The sequence below is a fragment of the Paenibacillus enshidis genome, from assembly GCF_042136365.1.
Lineage (GTDB): Bacteria > Bacillota > Bacilli > Paenibacillales > Paenibacillaceae > Paenibacillus > Paenibacillus enshidis.
Genome location: NZ_JBHHMI010000039.1, coordinates 1 through 20762, shown reverse-complemented (window position 1 = coordinate 20762; position 20762 = coordinate 1). Strand labels below are relative to the sequence as shown.

Genomic DNA, 20762 nt, shown 5'->3' with positions numbered 1-20762 from the left:
TCATAATTTAATGATAGGAAAGTTGACAAATTGATAGATGACGATTTTGGTTAATAAACAGCCTGTTTTCAAGACAATTCTATGTATTTCATTCATTTTGGCAATTTGATAGATTTTTCGTTTGTGATAGGAAATATTACATTTAGAAGGTGTGCGGAAAATACGAAGGTAATGGTATAATGGAATCCTCAGAAAGGGGATCGTTATGAAAGTATTGGTACTAGCTGAAAAGCCGTCCGTAGCACGCGAAATTGCCCGTGTAATGGGCAGCCGTGAGAAGCATAAAAGCTACTTTGAAGGACCTCAATATGTAGTAACCTGGGCGCTTGGCCATCTTGTGGGCCTTGCAGAGCCGGAGGATTATGATGATAAATACGCAACCTGGAAGCTGGAAGAGCTGCCGATTTTGCCAAACACAACCAAGCTGAAGGTGCTGCGCGAAACGAATCACCAATTCAGAGTCGTACAGCAGCTGATGAAGCGGCAGGATATCGGGGAGCTTATTATTGCCACCGACGCGGCGAGAGAAGGGGAACTGCTGGCCCGCTGGATTATGCAAATGGCGCATTGGAAGAAGCCCTTCCGCAGACTGTGGATTTCGTCGCAGACGGACAAGGCGATCAAGGAAGGCTTTGCGAAGCTGCTGCCTGGCAAACAGTTTGATCGGCTGTATGAATCCGCCCGCTGCCGTGCCGAAGCGGATTGGATGGTCGGTCTGAATGTGACCCGTGCCCTGACCTGTAAATTTAATGCGCAATTGTCCGCAGGGCGGGTGCAGACACCAACACTTGGCATGATTATGGAGCGCGAAAAGGAAATTACGGGCTTCCGCTCGCAGGAATACGATACGATCACCGGAGATTTCGGCACGTTTCAGGCCACACGCCGGGCAAGCAACGGGGATGCCCGCATTTTTGACAGGCAGGAAACGGAGCAGCTGAAGCGCAAGCTGGAAGGTGGCACTGGAACGGTCACGCAGGTGAAAAAGACGGAGAAAGCCGAGCCGCATCCGCTTCCCTATGACCTGACCGAGCTGCAGCGGGACGCGAACCGCCGCTATGGATTCTCGGCCAAGCAGACGTCGAATGTGCTGCAGCGTCTATATGAACAGCATAAGCTTGTTACGTATCCGCGTACGGACAGCCGCTATCTGTCCTCGGATATTACGGGAACTTTAAAAGAGCGCCTGAACAGCGTTGCCGTAGGTCCATATGCGGCCGCTGCCCGTCCGCTGCTGCGGACACAGCTCAAGGTGACGAAGCGTTTTGTTGATGACAGCAAGGTGACGGACCACCATGCTATTATTCCCACGGAAGAAACGGTTTTTCTGAACAAGCTCAGCGCGGAGGAGCGCAAGCTGTATGATCTGATCGTCCGGCGTTTTATCAGCCTTTTCTACGGGCCGGCCAAATATGATGCGGTCGCGGTTACGGTGGAGGCTGCGGGTGAAATGTTTTATGTCAAAGGCACTGTCATGAAGGATAGCGGCTGGCGTGTGGTGTATGACGGCGAGATTATGGATGACTCTGATGAAGACGAAGATGAGGACAGCCGGGAAAAGGAGCAGAATGTCATGCTGCCTGACCTGAAGCAGGGGGAGAAGGTCAAGCTTGTCCGCTGCATCGTGAAGCCAGGCCGCACCACGCCGCCAAAACGGTATACGGAAGCCGCCCTGCTGTCGCAAATGGAGAAGCACGGGTTAGGCACGCCGGCCACGCGGGCGGATATTATCGAGAAGCTGGTCAGCTCCGACACGATTGAGCGGCAGGGCAACCTGCTGCATCCGACAGGCAAGGGCAGACAGTTGATTGAGTTGGCCGCACCGCAGCTTCGCACGCCGGAACTTACGGCCCGCTGGGAAGCGGAGCTGGAGCGGATCGCCCGCGGCCAGGGCAGTCCGGATACTTTCCTGAACGGAATTAGAGACATGACTCGTGAGCTGGTAAGCACGGTCAAGAACAGTGCGGCGGAATACAAGCCGCATAATGTCACGAACAGCCATTGCCCGGACTGCGGAAGCAAGCTGCTGGAGAAGAAAGGCAAGAAGGGCAAGTTTCTCGTATGTCCGAGCGAGGATTGCGGTTACCGTCGTTCCGGCGAAAAGCGCCTTTCCAACCGCCGCTGCCCGCAATGCCATAAGAAAATGGAGCTGAAGGAGGGCAAGGCCGGACTTTACGTCCAATGCCTTCCTTGCGGGCTTACCGAGGTGCTGGATAAAGATAAGACCAGAGTCAATAAACACGAACAGCAGAAGCTGGTCAAACAGTATGCGAAGCAGGAATCTCTCGGCTCCAATCTCGGAGAGCTGCTGAAAGCGGCGCTGGCCGAGAAGGAAGAGAAATAACCGCATCAGCCGGACGTTCCAGAGTCCCTGATGGTGAGTGTTCAAAAAGTATGGTATAAAGTCAAAAAGAAATTGGCATGGTAAGAGCCAGGGGGTGATTACTGTGCCACACCGTAAATCGTTAACGATCAAGGAGCAGCAAAATAAATCCAGCATCATGGAGGAGAGCACCACGGTACATCCGAAAAAGGCGGCTCATCGTCCTCCCAGTCTGAACGGCATTCCCAAACGGGAGTCTTAACTTTGTATGAAGGGGCTGTCCCAAAAGCGTTCGTATGACATGGGAACATCTCAATTTACAGCCGAAAGGACCTCAAATTCCACTGTATAGTGGAGATTGAGGCCCTTTTTTTTCGAAGAAATTCAGTTCAAATTGGGGCACAAAGGCTAAGTAATCTACAACTAAAAACGTATATGGTTGAAATTAATCACTGGTAATTTTGACGTTTCAAGAAAATTTGCTAATGGAAGATCTGCGGTTACTACAAGATGGTTACTTTTTGCAAGTATTGAAATTCCAGAATCGGTCAAGCCTAGTTTTAAAAATATCTGTTCTTTAGAAATTTCTGAGCTTGGAATCGATGTTTCATTAAACCTTTCGATTTCCTTTACAAAATTAATAATGTAGTTTTCGGAAATACCATCTGTTAAATTGCTCACTTCCGTAAGTATATTGGGTAAAGTTAGGATTCCAGGGAAATTGCTAATTAACTTTTCGAGAAGATAGTAGTCATCTTTGGAAAAGGCTTGTGTCCTTTTAAATTTGTTTATAAAGTCAATATTGTACCTGCCCACGAGCAACAGTATGAGAAGATTGGTATCAACTATGATATCTTTATTTTTATACTCAGCAATTAAATGCTTGATATATGAATTCATTTTGTTAATCCATTGGGCGAATTTTAACGGATGTGACTTCTCCGGTGCTCTTGATCGTAAAGACTTTGTATCTTCTCTTATTAAGCCCTAAAGAGAATCCTTCCTGAGCTTTATCCAAATACCCTAAAGTGATTAGCCACTCATCATCGTTCTTTTCAACTTCTTCTAATCTTAGATCTGAATACTGCCCATAGTCAGCAAATAAATCACTAAAATTACGCGCTGCAATCTCAGCTGCTTCTTTAGCGTTCATAACAAGCACCCCCATATATTCGAAATATAATTTATTATAAACTAATTTATAGAAATATGAACGGCGTTTTTTGTTAACCCTCTGTGTCCAGAAGGAGGATAGAGTAAGTACCTCAACTTCGTTTGTATGTGGGGAAGAAGGCGGGTTTAACCGCCTCTCCGGCCTAATCACTGGATAAAATAGATGAAGGTTGCGGCGTTCACGGATTTTTCGAGTGCTGCTTGGTCGGCAGCTTTTCGCTCGGTGTACCGTGTCCTTTTTTGCGGTTATGCGCCTGCTTCTTCTGGTTTTCGTGCAGTTTTTCTACATAATCATGTGTGTTGTCCATACAATAATCCTCCTTCAATTGAGTAATGCGGCCCATTGTTACTATAACCACGATCATACCGGATCATGAGCGGATTTGTCGTATGAAGCATCATTGTTCCAGTTTGCGTCAAGGGAGTATAATGAATTTGTACTACAAGGCAGCCGTTCTGGCGACGGGGAGGGAAGAGGTTGCACGCAGCACTGTTGATCTGGCTTTTTGTAATTAACTGTATTGCTTATATTGTAATGTCTGATGATAAAAACAGAGCGCGGCGCAAGCGCGACAGGATTCCGGAAAAAACTTTATTTCTGTTGGCGCTCATTGGCGGCGCACTCGGCATTCTGGTCGGCATGTACCGGAAGAGGCATAAAACCAAACATGCGAGCTTCAAATACGGCATTCCGCTGCTGTTGTTCCTGAATGCGCTGCTTTATGGTTATTTTTTAAGATGACCGGGCGGGGTAGGACTCTTCTGAATGAGTAGTGAAACCGGATAATGCGACCTATACAGACCTATATAAAAGAGGAGATGGTTGATCATGTTTAGCAAAATCCTGTTGGCATATGACGGATCGAAGGCGGCCAATGAAGCGCTGGAAAAAGCGGTGCAATTGGTGAACCTGACTGCAGGAGCGGAACTGAGAGTAGTTCATGCCTTTGATTTTCCCCGTGTGTTCGTTGGTGAGGGGCTGGCCCCAATCCCGGCTTCAATCAATAAGGAATATTATGATCTGTCCAACCAGACCGCCGAAGAGGTGAAAAACAAAATTGCCCAATTTGGAGTAGAGGCTGTAGTGGATGTCATCCAGGGTTCACCGGCTGAGGTTATTCTTGATTATGCCGCAGAGCACGGGTCGGATGTGATCATTGTCGGCAGCCGCGGACTGGGCGGTATTCGCGAATTCGTGCTAGGCAGTGTTAGCCATAATGTGGTGCAGCATGCGGAAATCCCGGTGCTGGTCGTGAAATAACAAAAAACAGTGTGGATGCCAATTCCCCCGACTTTTCGTAATATAACGATGCGGGGGATTTTTGTTTTGTTGTGAAAACGAACATTAAATTAATGTAAAAGAGAAATGTTCGCCTTTTAAGTTGACATAGAGTGTAGCAGATTGGTACACTAGATAAGGAATTGTTGAAGATTGAATTTTTAAAATTTAGTGTGGAAAACTCGTATAAATCCGGGAATATGGCCCGGAAGTCTCTACCCGGAAACCTTAAATTTCCGGACTACGGGAAATATAACCGACCGCGAGCAGCGGCTTTTCGGCTTGCCTTTGGCGTGTCTTTATTCATTTTTGTTCGACAAAAAAGGCGGTCATCGGCGTTATTTTCAGTAGTCCGGTATCTTGAAGAAGCTGTATTTTCGAGGATGCCGGATTTTTTGCCCTTATTTGAAGGTACGTCGATGGATGTTTTTCATAAGGAGCATGAATTAGGAGTGTGGAAGGACATGCCGGTACAGGTAGGCGTCATCATGGGCAGTAAGTCAGACTGGGACACGATGCAGCATGCGTGTGAAATACTGGACGAGCTGCAGATCAGCTATGAGAAAAAAGTCGTTTCGGCTCACCGGACGCCGGATCTGATGTTTGAATATGCGGAACAGGCGGCTGAGCGAGGAATCAAGGTCATCATTGCCGGTGCGGGGGGAGCTGCTCATCTTCCGGGCATGGTAGCCGCCAAAACGACGGTGCCGGTGATCGGTGTGCCGGTGCAGTCCAAAGCGCTGAACGGGCTTGATTCGCTGCTGTCCATCGTGCAGATGCCGGGCGGAATTCCGGTGGCGACGGTGGCGATTGGCAAAGCTGGTGCAACGAATGCCGGATTGCTGGCAGCACAGATCATCGGCTCATTCGATGAAGAGGTACGGAGCCGGGTGCAGGCGAGACGGGATCGCATCCGCAGCGAGGTGCTGGAAAGCAGTGATTCCTTATGAAACCTAACGGCAGAGTGCTGCCGCCCGGATCAACGGTAGGCATACTTGGCGGCGGACAGCTGGGGAGAATGATCACTTTGTCCGGGGCGGCGATGGGATACAGGTTCGTTACGCTGGACCCTGCGCCCGATTCGCCTTGTGGGCAGGTGGCCGACCAGATTACAGCCCCTTATGATGACGTGGACGCAGCGCGGCGATTGGCGGAGCAGTCTGATATCATCACGTATGAGTTTGAAAATGTGGATGCAGGCGTGGCCGGCATGCTTGAACGGGAATCCTATGTGCCGCAGGGCAGCAAACTGCTCTACACAACCCAGCACCGGCTCCGGGAAAAAAAGGCGATTGAAGCCGCCGGAGTTCCGGTTGCCCCCTACCGGGAAGTTACATCACCAGAGTCTATGAAAGCGGCTGTTAAAGAGCTTGGACTTCCTTGTGTGCTGAAAACGGCTACCGGCGGATACGACGGGAAAGGCCAGCGGGTCATTCGTACCGAAGCGGAAGTGAATGCAGCTTATGCCGATTTGGCGGCCACCGGGGCTGAGCTGGTGCTGGAGGGCTTCGTCAATTTTCGCTGTGAAATTTCAGTGATCGCGGCGCGCAGCACGCAGGGAGAAATACGAACCTTCCTGCCTGCAGAAAATATCCATGTGAACAATATTTTGCATGCTTCCATTGTGCCGGCGCGTATACCGGCGGAAGTGAGCGAACAGGCCGGACGGCTGGCCGAGGCCATTGCCGAGTCGCTGGATGCTGTGGGACTGCTGGCGGTGGAGATGTTCGTGACGGAGGATGGAGAGCTGTACGTGAATGAGCTTGCTCCCCGTCCGCACAACTCCGGCCACTACACCATGGACGCTTGCGCAACTTCGCAGTTTGAACAGCATTTGCGAGCGGTTTGCGGGCTGCCGCTCGGCGACACCAGGCTGCTGACACCGGTGGTGATGGTCAATCTGCTTGGAGAGCATCTGGAGCAGGCCGTGGCCTGGACTGTACAGCCGGACACGGCCGCCGAACGCCTGAATGTGAGCCCGAAGCTTCATATATACGGAAAGAGCGAAGCGAAGCCAGGGCGCAAGATGGGGCATATCAATTTGCTCTGCGATGATGTGCAGAACGGCCTGGAATGGATTTCACAAACCAATATTTGGAGGAATCATCAGTTATGATTGAACGATACAGCAGACCGGAAATGAGAGCCATCTGGACGGAAGAGAACAAATTCAAAGCATGGCTGGAAGTGGAACTGTGTGCCTGTGAGGCCTGGGCCGAACTTGGAGTCATCCCTAAAGAGGATACGGTCGCTCTGCGCAAGAACGCTTCATTTAACATCGACCGCATTCTTGAAATCGAGCAGGAGACCCGTCACGATGTGATTGCCTTTACCCGCACGGTGTCGGAAAGCCTGGGGGCAGAGCGCAAATGGGTGCATTATGGCCTGACCTCCACGGATGTCGTGGACACGGCGCTCGGTTACCTGCTGAAGCAGGCCAACGAGATTTTGGAGCAGGACATCATTCGTTTTATTGATATTTTGAAGGAAAAAGCACTTGCCTATAAAGATACACCGATGATGGGACGCACGCACGGCGTTCATGCCGAGCCTACAACGTTCGGACTGAAAATGGCCTTGTGGCATGAAGAGATGAAGCGCAACCTGGAGCGATTCCGCCACGCTGCGGATAACGTGCAGTACGGGAAAATTTCCGGGGCTGTCGGCACTTACGCCAACATTGATCCATTTGTTGAGGAGTTTGTCTGCCGCAAGCTCGGCACGAAGCCGGCGCCCATCTCCACGCAGACGCTGCAGCGTGACCGTCATGCTGAATATATGGCGACACTCGCCTTGATCGCCACCTCGCTCGATAAATTCGCCACGGAAATCCGCGCCCTGCAGAAGAGCGAATTCCGTGAAGTGGAGGAAGCCTTTGCGAAAGGGCAAAAGGGTTCGTCGGCCATGCCGCACAAGCGTAACCCGATCGGCTGCGAGAATATTTCTGGCCTGTCCCGCGTCATCCGTGGACATATGGTTTCTGCTTATGAAAATGTGCCGCTGTGGCATGAACGGGATATCTCCCACTCCTCCGTGGAACGCATTATTTTGCCGGATGCGACGATGCTGCTGAACTATATGCTGAACCGTTTCGGAAATATCGTGAAGAACCTGACTGTGTTCCCGGAAAATATGAAACGCAACATGTCACGCACGTTCGGCGTTCCGTTCTCCGGCCGTGTCATGACAAAGCTGATCGACAAAGGTATGAGCCGCGAGCAGGCTTATGATACTGTACAACCGCGTGCCATGCAGGCTTGGGAAGAGCAGCGCCAGTTCCGCGAGATTGTGGAAGCGACACCGGAAATCACCGCCCTGCTTAGCACTGAAGAGATTGAGGATGCCTTTAACCCGGCATGGCACCTGAAGCATGTGGACACCATTTTTAAGAAGCTTGAACTGATTTAAAAAGCAAGATTACCGGGGGACTGGATTTATTACCGGCGAATTGGATTTTTAAACAGATCGGAATTTCATTTTTCTCGGGGAAGAAGGTAGAAACATGGCGTTGTCTACAGCCGCAGACCTGATTGATGCACCTCTGCTCTACAAAGGCAAAGTGCGTGAGCTGTACGATTTGGGGGAGCATTACCTGATCGTCGTGACGGACCGAATTTCGGCGTTTGACTATGTGCTGGAGCCGCCGGTGCCGGAGAAGGGCAATGTCCTGAATCGGCTCAGCAGCTTTTGGTTCGACAAAACAAAACATATTATAGATAACCATGTCGTTCACACCGATGTTGATCAACTGGGGGCGGTGGTGAAGGACAGAGAGCTGTTGAAGGACCGCATCATGGTAACCCGCAAAGCGGAACGGATTGACATCGAATGTGTCGTGCGCGGTTATATCACAGGCGGCGGTTGGAGGCAGTACGAGCAGACCGGTGAAATTAACGGCATTCCGCTGCCTGAAGGCATGCGCAAGAATGAGCGCTTTCCGGCACCGCTCTTTACGCCTGCGGCCAAGAACGATGTCGGACATGACGAGGACATCTCTCTGGACCGTATGAAGGATCTCGTCGGTGTGGAGCTGACCGGGGCTCTGGAGCAGAAGAGCCTTGAACTGTACGAGTTTGCAAGAGCGTACTGCGAGGAACGCGGGATCATTTTGGCAGATTGCAAGTTTGAATTCGGTCTGATTGATGGCAAGCTGATTTTGATCGATGAAATTTTCACACCTGACGCTTCCCGCTTCTGGGCCAAGGAAAACTACGAGCTGGATGTGGAGATCGACAGTATGGACAAGGAGCCGGTGCGCAGCTATTTGGCGGCATCCGATTGGGATAAAAACAGCACACCCGCGCCGCTTCCTGCCGACGTGGTAGCAGAAACGACCGCGCGATACACCGATATTCTGAAACGATTGACTGCGCCGTCCTGAGGCGAGGCAGACTTGTTGTAACGCTTCATATTAGCTGATTCACCATTCAGAGGAGGAACTCAAGGAATATGTTAAAAGCAAAGGTCTATGTCACTATTAAACAAAGCGTACTCGACCCGCAGGGGGTAGCTGTGCAAGGCGCTCTTCATTCCATGGGCTTTGCAGAGGTGGAAAGCCTGCGCATCGGCAAGTATATGGAGCTTCAGCTCGATACGGCTGACCGCGCGGAGGCGGAGAAGCGGGTGGCTGCCATGTGCGAAAAGCTGTTGGCCAATACGGTAGTTGAGGACTACCGTTACGAATTGGAGGACTGAATCCATGAAATTTGCTGTACTGGTATTTCCGGGCTCCAACTGTGACATTGACTGTTATAAAGCGGTGGAGGATGTATTGGGCGAGCCGGTGGATTATGTCTGGCATACGGCCACAGACCTGTCCGCTTATGACTGCATTCTCGTTCCGGGTGGCTTCTCTTACGGTGATTATCTGCGCTGTGGTGCGATTTCCCGCTTTGCTCCTGTTATGAATGAAGTCGCCAAGGCGGCCGAGCAGGGCAAGTTCATCCTGGGCATCTGCAACGGTTTCCAGATTCTGACCGAAGCAGGCTTGCTGCCGGGTGCACTGAGACGCAATATGTCGATGAAGTTCCGCTGCCATGATACGGTGCTTCAGGTGGCAAATAACACAACCCCTTTTACGCGTGATTATGCGCAAGGTGAAGAGATCGTCATTCCGATCGCGCATGGTGAAGGCAACTACTATTGTGACGAAGACACGCTGGCCCGCCTGCAGGCGAACAACCAGATCGTATTTACGTATAAAAGCAATCCAAACGGCTCTCTTACGGACATTGCGGGCATCTGCAATGAGCAGGGCAATGTGCTTGGCATGATGCCCCATCCTGAGCGGGCGGTGGATCAATTGCTCGGTACCGATGACGGCAAACGCATGTTTACATCGATTTTGAACGCATGGAGGGATAAGCATGGCGCAGCAAGTGTCCGCTAAGGAACCAACGGCAGAACAGGTGGCCGAGCATAAACTGTATCAGCAAATGGGGGTGTCCGACAGCGAGTATGAGCTCATTTGCGAATTCATGGGCCGCAAGCCCAACTACACGGAAATCGGCGTGTTCAGCGTGATGTGGTCGGAGCACTGTGCCTATAAAAATTCCAAGCCGCTACTGCGTCGTTTTCCAACAAGCGGACCGCGTGTTCTGATGGGACCCGGTGAAGGCGCGGGCATCGTGGACATCGGCGACAACCAGGCCGTTGTATTCAAAATCGAGAGCCACAACCACCCGTCTGCGGTCGAGCCTTACCAAGGGGCGGCTACAGGCGTGGGCGGCATCATCCGCGACATTTTCTCGATGGGTGCCAGACCTGTCGCTGTATTGAACTCGCTGCGGTTTGGCAAGCTGGAAAGCGACCGTGTCAAATATCTGTTTGAGCATGTCGTATCCGGCATCGCGGGTTACGGCAACTGTATCGGCATTCCAACTGTCGGCGGGGAAGTTGTATTTGATGAAAGCTATGAAGGCAACCCGCTCGTCAACGCGATGTGTGTCGGCCTGATCGATCATGATAAAATCCAGCGCGGGGTAGCCAAAGGCGTAGGCAACCCGGTTTTCTATGTAGGTCCTCCTACCGGACGTGACGGCATTCATGGCGCCACCTTCGCTTCCGTCGAGCTGACGGAAGAATCCGAAGCGAAGCGTACAGCGGTGCAGGTTGGCGACCCGTTCATGGAAAAGCTCGTGATGGAATCCTGCCTGGAGCTGATCAACAGCGGCATCGTGCTTGGTATCCAGGATATGGGTGCTGCCGGTCTGACCTGCTCCAGTGCGGAAATGGCGAGCAAGGCGGGCAACGGGCTGGAGCTGTACCTCGATCAGGTGCCGCAACGTGAAGAAGGCATGACACCTTACGAAATGATGCTGTCCGAATCGCAGGAGCGCATGTTGTTCGTCGTTGAGCCTAAGGATGAAGCGCAGGCGCGCGAAATCTTTGACCGCTGGGGCGTCATCTGCGCCAAGGTCGGTAAAGTGACGGATGACGGCCGTCTGCGGCTCTACCACCACGGTGAAGTGGTCGGGGATATGCCGGTCAACGCGCTTGTGGACGAGTGCCCGATTTACAACAAGCCGTCCGCAGTGCCTGCTTATTATGAACAAAACGCGACTGTCGATACGCTGCGTTACGCAGAGGTGACGGATCTCGGCGGAGCGCTGAACAAGATTCTGTCTTCCCCAAGCGTAGCAAGCAAAAAATGGGTATACGAGCAGTACGACTACATGGTGCGCACCAGCACGGCTGTTCGTCCAGGCTCGGACGCGGCAGTTGTTACGGTTCACGGCACCCGCAAAGGGCTGGCGATGACAACGGACTGCAATGGACGTTATGTCTACCTCGACCCTGAAGTGGGCGGTAAGATTGCTGTCAGCGAAGCGGCACGTAACATTGTTTGCTCCGGCGGCGAGCCGTTGGCGATCACGGACAACCTGAATTTCGGCAGCCCGGAGAAGCCGGATATTTTCTGGCAGATGGAAAAAGCGGTAGACGGCATGGCGGAAGCCTGCCGCGTGCTGGATACGCCGGTCATCGGCGGCAATGTCAGCCTGTACAACGAAAATGCCAAAGGCGCGATCTATCCGACCCCGGTGGTTGGCATGGTTGGCCTTGTACACGATACGGATCATATTACAACACAAGGCTTCAAGGCGGAAGGCGACGTTATTCTGCTGCTGGGCGACACCAAAGCTGAGCTGGGCGGCAGTGAGCTCCAGGCTGTAGTGCATGGCGTATCGGAAGGACGTCCACCGCAGCTTGATCTGGAGGTTGAGAAAAAGCTGCTGAAAGGTGTGCTGGGCGTGATTCAGCAGGGAATGGTCCGTTCCGCTCATGACCTGGCGGAAGGCGGCTTAGCTGTAGCTTTGGCGGAATCCTGTATCAGCGGCGGTTTGGGCGCACAGGTGAACGTAACGACAGACCTGCGCCCGGATGTGGCGCTGTTCAGCGAAAGCCAGTCCCGCATTCTGCTGTCGGCTGCGCCTGACAAAGCAGAAGCGCTGGAATCGTACCTGCGCGGGCTGGATATTCCGGTGTCTGTGCTCGGCAAGGTTGAAGGCTCCGGGCTGACGATTGAAGTCAATGGCCAGCCTGGGGTGCAGGAGTCTGTGGCAAGCCTGAAGCAAACCTGGGAGGATGTCATTCCATGTCTGATGAACTGAGCCAACCGCAGCTTCGGCAGACGTTTTGGACAGGGGATTATTACAATGAAGGATCCGGCAAGGACGGATTATTCGATAAATTAAAAGAGGAATGCGGAGTTTTCGGGGTGTACAGACACCCCGATGCCGCTTCTTTGTCCTATTACGGGCTGCATGCGCTGCAGCATCGCGGAGAAGAAAGCGCCGGCATGTGCGTCAGCGACGGCGGCGAATTCCACTACCATCGCGGCATGGGGCTGGTGAAAGAAGTATTCGACAAGGATATTATGGCCTCGCTGGTGGGCGATATCGCCATCGGGCATGTCCGCTATTCCACCAGCGGCGACAGCAAGCTGACCAACGCCCAGCCATTGGTGTTTAAGTACCGTGACGGGGATCTGGCGGTGGCTACGAATGGCAATATCGTCAATGCGCTGCAAATCCGGCGCGAGCTGGAGCAAAGTGGCTCGATCTTTCAGACGACCAGTGATACCGAGGTTGTGGCGCATCTAATTGCCCGCTCGCCGAAGGATCTGGTCGAGGCGACCAAGGATGCGTTCAACCAGATTGTCGGCGGCTTCGCTTTTCTGGTCATGACCAATGACAAGCTGATCGCCGCCTCCGACCCGCACGGCCTGCGTCCGCTGACGATGGGACGCCTGAACGGCGCTTATATTTTCGCGTCGGAAACCTGCGCGCTGGAGACGATCGGCGCTGAGTTAATTCGCGATATTGAGCCCGGCGAGCTGCTGGTGCTGGATAAAGATGGCCTGCGGGAAGAGCGGTTCGATCACGGCAAGCACCGTAAGGCTCTATGTGCGATGGAATATATTTATTTTGCTCGTCCCGACAGCGATCTGAACGGCTCCAATCTGCATATGGCCCGCAAACGCATGGGCAACCAAATGGCAATGGAATGCTTCATTGATGCGGATGTCGTCACTGGCGTGCCGGACTCCAGTATCTCTGCCGCTATTGGTTATGCGGAGCAGACGGGCATTCCTTATGAGCTGGGCATGATCAAAAACAAATATACTGGACGGACCTTTATCCAGCCGAGCCAGGAGCTGCGGGAGCAGGGCGTCAAGATGAAGCTGAGCGCCGTGCGCCGGGTGGTGGAGGGCAAACGTGTCGTCATGATTGATGATTCCATCGTACGTGGCACGACATCGCGCCGGATCGTCAATATGCTGCGTGATGCGGGAGCGACCGAGGTGCATGTGTGCATTACTTCGCCTCCGTTCAAAAATCCGTGCTTTTACGGCATTGACACGCCAGACCGCAAGGAACTGATCGCTTCCTCCAAGACGATTGAAGAAATCCGTCAGGAAATCAATGCGGATTCGCTTCATTTTCTGAGCTTCGAAGGACTGATTGAAGCCGTTGGTGGCCATAACAGCTCCGATCCTAAAGGCGGACTCTGTCTCGCCTGCTTCGACAACGAATACCCGACACAGGTGAATTTCAACGGTGAGGAGAAGTTTGGTTGTAGCTGCTGAAGCACCGGGGATTCAATTGCTTTTTGACTGTTTCTGTCTGAAGGTTAACGGGTTCAATCATTAGTAGGATTAATTATTGCCGGAACGTATCCCTGTAAGCGGGCTATTCACGCGGTTAATAAGAAAAACGTTTATTAACGCTCTTGCATTGAAGCCAGACCGCGCTTAGCGGAAATTTTTCTTGCGATTATAGAATGATTCAGCCCCGCTGAAAACTTTATAAATTCTATAAGGCTCAATCTAGAATCGCTGCTTGACCAATGGGGTTGCTTCGAATGATTGATCTATCCGGTACAATTCTTTGCTAACAGTTGTCATAGAGCTTATTCGGCCGAGAAAAACAAGGTTTCTTTTCTAACGGTTGCATGCGCGCTTATTTTGGCTAAATAGCCCCTTTACCTGCGGAAAAACGGGAAATAACCTCGCTGGCAACCGTTACATCTTGTAGCCCCCCGTTTTTACCCAAATAGCGTCGTTTACAACCGTTAGAGTTTTCGCGCTTTTATACACACTCGCACCCATCCCAGGTCAAGCACCGATTTCAGTTTTGAACCAATTCTGTGATCTTAAAAAGGAGTGTTATCGAAGTGTCCGACGCATATAAACAGGCTGGTGTTGACATTGCAGCCGGCAATGAAGCGGTAGAACGGATGAAAAAGCATGTGAAACGTACCTTCCGTCCGGAAGTGATGGCGGATTTGGGCGGTTTCGGCAGCTTGTTCGCCTTAAATAAAGAGAAATACGAAGAGCCTGTGCTCGTATCCGGGACCGACGGGGTCGGAACCAAGCTGAAGCTCGCCTTTGCCATGGACCGTCATGACACGATCGGCATTGACGCCGTTGCGATGTGTGTGAACGATATCGTGGTGCAGGGTGCGGAGCCGCTGTTTTTTCTGGACTATCTCGCCTGCGACCGTGTCATTCCCGAAAAAATTGAAGCGATTGTAGCAGGCATTGCCGAAGGCTGTCACCAGTCCGGCTGTGCGCTGATTGGTGGCGAAACGGCGGAAATGCCTGGCATGTACAGTGAGGGAGAATACGACATTGCAGGTTTTACCGTTGGTATTGTCGATAAAAGCAAGGTGATTACCGGCAGCACGATTGCCGCTGGCGACACGGTCATCGGTCTGGCATCGAGCGGAGTGCACAGCAACGGCTTTTCCCTCGTGCGCAAGCTGCTGCTCGAACAAAGCGGCTACAGCCTGCAGGATGAGGTTGCGGAGCTGAACGGCAAGCTGGGAGACGTGCTGCTTGAGCCAACCAAAATTTATGTGAAACCGGTGCTCTCCCTGCTGGAAAAGGTGACGGTTAAAGGCATGGCTCACATAACTGGCGGCGGATTTATCGAGAATATTCCGCGCGTGCTTCCGGACAATGTAAATGTAGATATTGAATACGGGTCATGGCCGATCCTGCCGATCTTCAAGCTGCTGCAGGACAAGGGAGCTATCTCCAACCGTGATATGTTTACAACCTTCAACATGGGCATCGGTATGGTGATGGTTGTGAAGCAGGAGGATGCGGAGTCCGCGCTTGCGATCCTGCGTGAACAAGGTGAGGAAGCTTATGTTATCGGTCGTGTTACCGAGGGCAGCTCGAAGGTGACTTTCACAGGAGCGGAAGTGTAATGGGAGCATACCGGGTGGCGGTGTTTGCCTCAGGGCAGGGGAGTAACTTTCAGGCTCTTGTAGATGCCGCCGCAGACGGCAGGCTCGGCGGAGCGGAGGTCAAGCTTCTGGTAAGCGATAAGCCTGCGGCGACTGTTGTCGGCCGTGCGCAAGCCGCTGGCATTGAATCTTATACGTTCCAGCCCAAGGACTATGCCACACGTGAGGATTACGAACGAGAGCTGGTTGGCATGCTGCGTGAGAAGGAGATTGACCTGGTCGTGCTGGCCGGATACATGCGTCTGCTCACCAGCGTGATGGTAGAGGCTTTTGCAGGCAGAATTATCAATATTCATCCATCCTTACTGCCGGCTTTTCCGGGGAAGGATGCGATTGGACAGGCCTTGCATTACGGCGTGAAGCTAAGCGGGGTAACGGTTCATTTTGTGGATGGTGGTATGGATACAGGGCCGATTATTGCCCAGCGGGCTGTTCCGCTCACGGAGGAAACGGCCCAAGAATCGCTGACGGCAGCCATTCAAGCAGAGGAAAGAACATTATACCCTGAAGTGGTCTCGTGGTTCGCAGAGGGACGGGTGAAGCTGGAGGACAGGAAGGTAACGGTCATTCAGCGTTAATCTGCAGTGCATGGCTGGCGTCTGCTGTCAGACGGCTCTTTTTTTGTCAAAATGCAAGCAGGTCAGGCGAGCCATATTCCGATATTTCTCGGGAAATAGTGAAAATACCACGCAGCAAAAGCTGCCTTTCGCCCTTGTCTGGCAGGGCATGGGTTGGATTAAAAAAGCAGCAGAAGCTGCCTTTCCAACCCATTTTCCTGGCGGGTAATGGGTTGGAAAGATAGGAGGATAAATCGTGATTAAAAGAGCTTTAGTCAGCGTATCGGATAAACGGGGCATCGTGGATTTTTGCCGTGAATTGTCCAATCTGGGTGTGGAAATCATTTCGACAGGCGGTACCAGCAGTCTGCTGTCGAAGGAGGGAATTCCGGTGATCGGGATTTCCGATGTAACCGGGTTTCCTGAAATTATGGACGGACGTGTCAAAACGCTGCATCCGGCGGTGCACAGCGGTTTGCTGGCCGTTCGTGACAACGAGGAGCATCAGCGCCAGATGAAGGATCTGGGGCTCGATTATATCGATCTTGTCGTTGTGAATCTGTATCCTTTTGCCGAAACCATTGCCAAGCCTGACGTGACGTATGAGGATGCTATTGAAAATATCGATATTGGCGGACCTACCATGCTGCGCTCTGCAGCCAAAAATCATGCTTTTGTCACCGTCGTGGTCGATGCCGATGACTACCGCACTGTGCTCGACGAGGTTCGCAGTGGTGGAGATAGCACACTTGATACCCGGAAGCGTCTTGCGGCAAAAGTATTCCGTCACACAGCTGCTTACGATGCCCTGATCTCGGACTACCTCTCCGATGTAACCGGTGATCCGCTGCCGGAACGTTTTACGGTAACCTATGAAAAGGTCCAGGATCTCCGCTACGGCGAGAATCCGCATCAACAGGCAGCCTTCTACCGTAAGCCGCTTGCGGCTGACGGCACGCTCGTGACGGCAAAGCAGCTTCACGGCAAAGAGCTGTCCTATAACAACATTAACGATGCCAACGCCGCCTTGCAGATTGTAAAAGAATTTACAGAGCCTGCGGTTGTGGCAGTTAAGCATATGAACCCTTGCGGGGTGGGCACAGGTGCAAGCATCTATGAAGCATACAGCAAAGCTTATGCAGCAGATCCAACTTCGATTTTTGGCGGCATCGTGGCAGCGAACCGGGCTATCGACGGGGATACAGCCGCGAAGCTGAGCGAGATTTTCCTGGAAATCGTTCTGGCTCCGGGCTTTACGCAAGAGGCGCTGGACATCCTCACCAAGAAAAAGAACATTCGCCTGCTGGATACTGGAGAAATTGACTCGGCCCGTGACCGTACCAGCCAATTTGTCGTCACTTCCATTGAAGGCGGCATGGTTGTACAGCAGAGCGATGTTCATTCTATCGATACGGCAGACCTCAAGGTTGTGACCGACCGCGCTCCTTCCGAGGAGGAACTGAAGCAGCTGCTGTTTGGCTGGAAAGTAGTTAAGCATGTGAAATCCAATGCGATCGTACTGGCTGCAGACAATATGACGGTTGGTGTCGGAGCCGGACAAATGAACCGTGTTGGTGCGGCGAAGATTGCGATTGAGCAGGCCGGAGACAAGGCGAAAGGCGCTGTGCTCGCATCGGATGCCTTTTTCCCGATGGGGGATACGCTGGAAATGGCGGCTAAAGCAGGCATCACGGCGGTAATTCAACCTGGTGGGTCGGTCAAGGACGAGGAATCGATCAAGGTTGCAAATGAGTATGGAATTGCCATGGTGTTCACGGGAGTGCGCCATTTCAAACACTAAAACCGGTCGGGGAGGAATTCAAAAAATGGATATTTTGGTCATCGGCGGCGGCGGCCGTGAGCATGCCATTGTATGGGCGTTGAAGAAGAGCCCGCAGGCAGGGACGATCTACTGCGCACCAGGCAATGCGGGCATCGGGCAGCTTGCCGAATGTGTGCCGATTGGCGTATTTGAATTTGACCGGCTGACAGCCTTTGCTGAGGAAAAACAGGTTGGGCTTGTGGTTGTCGGACCGGACGATCCGCTGGCAGTTGGCATTGTGGACGCTTTTGAAGCCAAGGGAATCCCGGTGTTCGGCCCGCGTAAAAATGCGGCGGAAATTGAAGGCAGCAAAACGTTCATGAAGGATCTGCTGCATAAATACAATATTCCGACCGCAGCTTACCGCAAGTTTGACAGCTATAATGAGGCTCATGCCTATCTGCTGGAGCAGAAGATACCAATTGTGATTAAAGCGGACGGCCTGGCAGCAGGTAAAGGGGTAACCGTAGCCTACACGATGGAAGAGGCCGAGAAGGCGCTGTCCGACATGATGGTGGACAAGGTATTCGGGGACGCAGGCTCGCAGGTCATCATCGAGGAGTTTCTGGAGGGCCAGGAAATGTCGATTCTGTCCTTCGTGGATGGCGAGACGGTGCGCCCGATGGTGGCCGCGCAGGATCACAAGCCTGCCTATGACGGAGACAAAGGCCCGAATACAGGCGGCATGGGTACCTACTCCCCGCTGCCACATATTGCGGATTCCATCATTGAAGAAGCGATGGAGACGATCATCAAGCCGACGGCCAAGGCCATGGTTGCGGAAGGCAGACATTTTACAGGCATATTGTTCGCGGGGCTGATGATTTCTCCAGACGGAAAGCCGAAGACGGTGGAGTTCAACGCCCGTTTTGGCGACCCGGAGACGCAGGTAGTGCTGCCGCGTCTGAAATCGGATTTGCTGTCGATTTTCCTTGCTGCGGTGAATGGAACGCTGGCTGACGTGGAAATTGAGTGGAAGGACGAGGCAGCGGTGTGTGTCGTGCTGGCATCCGGCGGCTATCCTGGCTCTTATCCGAAAGGGGTGCCGATTCACGGACTTGACCAGGCGGATGAAGCCATCGTATTCCATGCCGGAACCGCCGTAAATGAGGCTGGTGAATGGGTAACGAATGGCGGGCGTGTGCTGGGTGTCGTCGGTCTGGGCCATGATATCGCAGCCGCCCGCGCCAAGGCCTACGAACAGGCGGAGCGGATTACTTTTGCAGGAAAACAGAATCGTACCGATATTGCAGCAAAAGCATTGGTGTAAACATAATAAAGCGTTCCTTGAGCCGATTGGGTCAGGGAGCGCTTTTCTTTTTGTAACCTTTTTGTAACCCGGAGGGAAACCTGACAGTATCAAAGCAGATATTGTACCACAGGCATGTACGTACTTTTAAACTGTTCAATAGTTACGATATAATAGAACTGATACTCGCTTTACGGCATTTAACCAAGCTGTCTTATTTCGAAAAATGCATACCACTCTAAGAAAAAGGTGAGGTGTCCCATGATCATTATTCATGCTGACCTGAAAGTTCTCGCTGAGAAACGGGAGACGTTTTTGGCACTGATGCAGGGGCTGGTTAAAGCTTCTCAGGCGGAAGAAGGCAACCAGCGTTACACGTTGATGCAGGATGTAGAGGATGAGAACAGCTTCACCGTGGTGGAGGAGTGGAAGGACCAGGCGGCGGTTGATTTTCATAATCAGACGGCGCATTTTCAAAGCTTCGTGGCCGCTGTTCCGGAATGTCTGGCTGCACCTCTGCAGGTGAGCAAATTTGCTAACGCCGACCAGGTGAAGTGAAAAAAGGAGGAAAACCGATGAATAACATCACGGATACAACCACCCTTAACAATGGAGTCAAGATGCCTTGGTTCGGTTTTGGTACATACAAGGCGACAGGCAATGAAGTCTACGAGGCGGTGAAGGTTGCGATTGATGCCGGTTACCGCAGTATTGATACAGCAGCGGTTTACGGGAACGAGGAGGAAGTCGGACAGGCTATCAAAGACAGCGGTATTGCCAGGGAAGAGCTGTTTATTACGACAAAAGTGTGGAATGACAGACACGGCTACGACTCCACACTCAGCGCCTTCGAAGAAAGCCGCCAGCGTCTGGGCCTGGACATCATTGACCTGTACCTGATTCATTGGCCGGGCAAAGACAAATATAAAGAAACGTGGACAGCCCTTGAGCGGCTGTATGAAGAAGGCAGCGTCCGTGCCATCGGCGTGAGCAATTTCCATGTGCATCATCTGGAGAATCTGTTGAAGGACAGCAACATTGTGCCCGCACTGAACCAGGTGGAGCTTCATCCCCGTCTGACGCAGCGGGAGTTGTACAGCTACTGCCGCGAGCAAGGCATTCAGATGGAATCCTGGAGCCCGCTTATGAAAGGCAAGTTGACCGATAATGCCGATATTACCGAAATCGCGTCCAAATACGGCAAAACTTCTTCCCAGGTCATTCTGCGCTGGCATCTCCAGCAGGAGATTGTGACCATTCCGAAATCCGTGACCGAGTCCCGTATCCGCGAGAATGCCGACGTGTTCAACTTTGAGCTGACGGCAGAGGAGATCGGCCGGATCAGCGCCCTGAACAAGGACGAGCGTGTAGGCACCAACCCGGATGAGCTTTTGTTCTAATGTCCTGATAAGTCCCTGAAGGGTTATGGACGGATACCACTATTATGAACTTATAGAGCGTTCACTCCTGTGCTGAATAAAGCGGCAGAAGCTGAACGCTTTTTCGTATTTGGGACGATTATATAACTAACTTGAGTGTTGCAAATTCATTCGAGTAAGGTAGAAAATGGACAGACTTGTAGCGAGATACGATTTTTAGCCTTA

Annotated in this window: 21 protein-coding genes and 1 riboswitch; of the genes, 18 read left to right on the top strand and 3 right to left on the bottom strand. The window is 52.2% G+C overall.

What is annotated here, in order from left to right; genetic code table 11:
- Nucleotides 1–205: 205 nt before the first annotated feature.
- Both ACE41H_RS23705 and ACE41H_RS23700 read left to right on the top strand, forming a co-directional pair.
- Nucleotides 206–2344 (top strand): DNA topoisomerase III, encoded by a 2139-nt coding sequence (locus ACE41H_RS23705; protein WP_375358033.1) that lies wholly within the window; start codon nt 206–208, stop codon nt 2342–2344.
- A 103-nt stretch (nt 2345–2447) separates the two neighbouring features.
- Nucleotides 2448–2585 (top strand): hypothetical protein, encoded by a 138-nt coding sequence (locus tag ACE41H_RS23700; protein ID WP_375358032.1) that lies wholly within the window; start codon nt 2448–2450, stop codon nt 2583–2585.
- A 161-nt stretch (nt 2586–2746) separates the two neighbouring features.
- Here the strand turns inward: ACE41H_RS23700 and ACE41H_RS23695 are convergent, their stop codons facing one another.
- The 3 genes from ACE41H_RS23695 to ACE41H_RS23685 all read right to left on the bottom strand — a co-directional run bounded on the left by ACE41H_RS23695 (nt 2747) and on the right by ACE41H_RS23685 (nt 3804).
- Nucleotides 2747–3223 (bottom strand): PIN domain-containing protein, encoded by a 477-nt coding sequence (locus ACE41H_RS23695; RefSeq protein ID WP_375358031.1) that lies wholly within the window; start codon nt 3221–3223, stop codon nt 2747–2749.
- Nucleotides 3224–3227: 4 nt separating this feature from the next.
- Nucleotides 3228–3476 carry a hypothetical protein gene (locus ACE41H_RS23690; protein ID WP_375358030.1) on the bottom strand — a complete coding sequence of 83 codons (249 nt, stop codon included), beginning with the start codon at nt 3474–3476 and terminating at the stop codon, nt 3228–3230.
- A gap of 199 nt (nt 3477–3675) precedes the next feature.
- The gene (locus ACE41H_RS23685) at nt 3676–3804 is read right to left on the bottom strand and encodes a DUF4023 family protein (RefSeq protein ID WP_375358029.1); all 129 of its coding nucleotides are present in this window, start codon (nt 3802–3804) and stop codon (nt 3676–3678) included.
- Between the two features lie 170 nt (nt 3805–3974).
- Between ACE41H_RS23685 and ACE41H_RS23680 the strand changes: the two genes are divergently transcribed.
- The 16 genes from ACE41H_RS23680 to ACE41H_RS23605 all read left to right on the top strand — a co-directional run bounded on the left by ACE41H_RS23680 (nt 3975) and on the right by ACE41H_RS23605 (nt 20558).
- On the top strand, nt 3975–4238 hold the full coding sequence (locus tag ACE41H_RS23680) for a DUF1294 domain-containing protein (RefSeq protein WP_375358028.1): 264 nt from the start codon (nt 3975–3977) through the stop codon (nt 4236–4238).
- 84 nt (nt 4239–4322) lie between these two features.
- Nucleotides 4323–4757, top strand: a complete 435-nt coding sequence (locus ACE41H_RS23675; protein WP_375358049.1) for a universal stress protein — start codon at nt 4323–4325, stop codon at nt 4755–4757.
- A gap of 180 nt (nt 4758–4937) precedes the next feature.
- Nucleotides 4938–5039, top strand: a riboswitch (purine riboswitch).
- A 200-nt stretch (nt 5040–5239) separates the two neighbouring features.
- Nucleotides 5240–5725 (top strand): 5-(carboxyamino)imidazole ribonucleotide mutase, encoded by a 486-nt coding sequence (gene purE / locus ACE41H_RS23670; protein WP_375358048.1) that lies wholly within the window; start codon nt 5240–5242, stop codon nt 5723–5725.
- Nucleotides 5722–6891, top strand: a complete 1170-nt coding sequence (gene purK / locus ACE41H_RS23665; RefSeq protein ID WP_375358027.1) for a 5-(carboxyamino)imidazole ribonucleotide synthase — start codon at nt 5722–5724, stop codon at nt 6889–6891. The genes purE and purK overlap by 4 nt, the downstream gene beginning before the upstream one ends.
- Nucleotides 6888–8183 carry an adenylosuccinate lyase gene (purB, locus tag ACE41H_RS23660; protein ID WP_375358026.1) on the top strand — a complete coding sequence of 432 codons (1296 nt, stop codon included), beginning with the start codon at nt 6888–6890 and terminating at the stop codon, nt 8181–8183. Before purK ends, purB begins: the two co-directional genes overlap by 4 nt.
- A gap of 94 nt (nt 8184–8277) precedes the next feature.
- Complete coding sequence (locus tag ACE41H_RS23655; protein WP_375358025.1) at nt 8278–9156, top strand: phosphoribosylaminoimidazolesuccinocarboxamide synthase; 879 nt, start codon at nt 8278–8280, stop codon at nt 9154–9156.
- A gap of 68 nt (nt 9157–9224) precedes the next feature.
- Nucleotides 9225–9470 carry a phosphoribosylformylglycinamidine synthase subunit PurS gene (gene purS, locus ACE41H_RS23650; protein WP_355324592.1) on the top strand — a complete coding sequence of 82 codons (246 nt, stop codon included), beginning with the start codon at nt 9225–9227 and terminating at the stop codon, nt 9468–9470.
- Nucleotides 9471–9474: 4 nt separating this feature from the next.
- Nucleotides 9475–10164, top strand: coding sequence for a phosphoribosylformylglycinamidine synthase subunit PurQ (gene purQ / locus ACE41H_RS23645; RefSeq protein WP_375358024.1), 690 nt, complete (start codon nt 9475–9477; stop codon nt 10162–10164).
- Nucleotides 10142–12385 (top strand): phosphoribosylformylglycinamidine synthase subunit PurL, encoded by a 2244-nt coding sequence (purL, locus tag ACE41H_RS23640; protein WP_375358023.1) that lies wholly within the window; start codon nt 10142–10144, stop codon nt 12383–12385. The genes purQ and purL overlap by 23 nt, the downstream gene beginning before the upstream one ends.
- Nucleotides 12370–13863 (top strand): amidophosphoribosyltransferase, encoded by a 1494-nt coding sequence (purF, locus tag ACE41H_RS23635; RefSeq protein WP_375358022.1) that lies wholly within the window; start codon nt 12370–12372, stop codon nt 13861–13863. The genes purL and purF overlap by 16 nt, the downstream gene beginning before the upstream one ends.
- Before the next feature lie 587 nt (nt 13864–14450).
- On the top strand, nt 14451–15491 hold the full coding sequence (gene purM, locus ACE41H_RS23630) for a phosphoribosylformylglycinamidine cyclo-ligase (protein WP_375358021.1): 1041 nt from the start codon (nt 14451–14453) through the stop codon (nt 15489–15491).
- Complete coding sequence (gene purN, locus ACE41H_RS23625; protein WP_375358020.1) at nt 15491–16108, top strand: phosphoribosylglycinamide formyltransferase; 618 nt, start codon at nt 15491–15493, stop codon at nt 16106–16108. Before purM ends, purN begins: the two co-directional genes overlap by 1 nt.
- Nucleotides 16109–16340: 232 nt before the next feature.
- Complete coding sequence (gene purH, locus ACE41H_RS23620) at nt 16341–17888, top strand: bifunctional phosphoribosylaminoimidazolecarboxamide formyltransferase/IMP cyclohydrolase (protein WP_375358047.1); 1548 nt, start codon at nt 16341–16343, stop codon at nt 17886–17888.
- 25 nt (nt 17889–17913) lie between these two features.
- Nucleotides 17914–19179, top strand: a complete 1266-nt coding sequence (gene purD, locus ACE41H_RS23615; RefSeq protein ID WP_375358019.1) for a phosphoribosylamine--glycine ligase — start codon at nt 17914–17916, stop codon at nt 19177–19179.
- Nucleotides 19180–19419: 240 nt separating this feature from the next.
- A complete protein-coding gene (locus ACE41H_RS23610; protein ID WP_375358018.1) occupies nt 19420–19716 on the top strand; it encodes a putative quinol monooxygenase in 297 nt (98 codons plus the stop codon).
- A gap of 17 nt (nt 19717–19733) precedes the next feature.
- On the top strand, nt 19734–20558 hold the full coding sequence (locus ACE41H_RS23605) for an aldo/keto reductase (RefSeq protein WP_375358017.1): 825 nt from the start codon (nt 19734–19736) through the stop codon (nt 20556–20558).
- Nucleotides 20559–20762: the final 204 nt, after the last annotated feature.

Coding starts and splice junctions, on each gene's coding strand:
- ACE41H_RS23705 (WP_375358033.1), top strand. CDS start 206: ATGAAAGTATTGGTACTAGCTGAAAAGCCGTCCGTAGCACGCGAAATT.
- ACE41H_RS23695 (WP_375358031.1), bottom strand. CDS start 3,223: ATGAATTCATATATCAAGCATTTAATTGCTGAGTATAAAAATAAAGAT.
- ACE41H_RS23690 (WP_375358030.1), bottom strand. CDS start 3,476: ATGAACGCTAAAGAAGCAGCTGAGATTGCAGCGCGTAATTTTAGTGAT.
- ACE41H_RS23685 (WP_375358029.1), bottom strand. CDS start 3,804: ATGGACAACACACATGATTATGTAGAAAAACTGCACGAAAACCAGAAG.
- purE (WP_375358048.1), top strand. CDS start 5,240: ATGCCGGTACAGGTAGGCGTCATCATGGGCAGTAAGTCAGACTGGGAC.
- purK (WP_375358027.1), top strand. CDS start 5,722: ATGAAACCTAACGGCAGAGTGCTGCCGCCCGGATCAACGGTAGGCATA.
- purB (WP_375358026.1), top strand. CDS start 6,888: ATGATTGAACGATACAGCAGACCGGAAATGAGAGCCATCTGGACGGAA.
- ACE41H_RS23655 (WP_375358025.1), top strand. CDS start 8,278: ATGGCGTTGTCTACAGCCGCAGACCTGATTGATGCACCTCTGCTCTAC.
- purS (WP_355324592.1), top strand. CDS start 9,225: ATGTTAAAAGCAAAGGTCTATGTCACTATTAAACAAAGCGTACTCGAC.
- purQ (WP_375358024.1), top strand. CDS start 9,475: ATGAAATTTGCTGTACTGGTATTTCCGGGCTCCAACTGTGACATTGAC.
- purL (WP_375358023.1), top strand. CDS start 10,142: ATGGCGCAGCAAGTGTCCGCTAAGGAACCAACGGCAGAACAGGTGGCC.
- purF (WP_375358022.1), top strand. CDS start 12,370: ATGTCTGATGAACTGAGCCAACCGCAGCTTCGGCAGACGTTTTGGACA.
- purN (WP_375358020.1), top strand. CDS start 15,491: ATGGGAGCATACCGGGTGGCGGTGTTTGCCTCAGGGCAGGGGAGTAAC.
- purD (WP_375358019.1), top strand. CDS start 17,914: ATGGATATTTTGGTCATCGGCGGCGGCGGCCGTGAGCATGCCATTGTA.
- ACE41H_RS23610 (WP_375358018.1), top strand. CDS start 19,420: ATGATCATTATTCATGCTGACCTGAAAGTTCTCGCTGAGAAACGGGAG.
- ACE41H_RS23605 (WP_375358017.1), top strand. CDS start 19,734: ATGAATAACATCACGGATACAACCACCCTTAACAATGGAGTCAAGATG.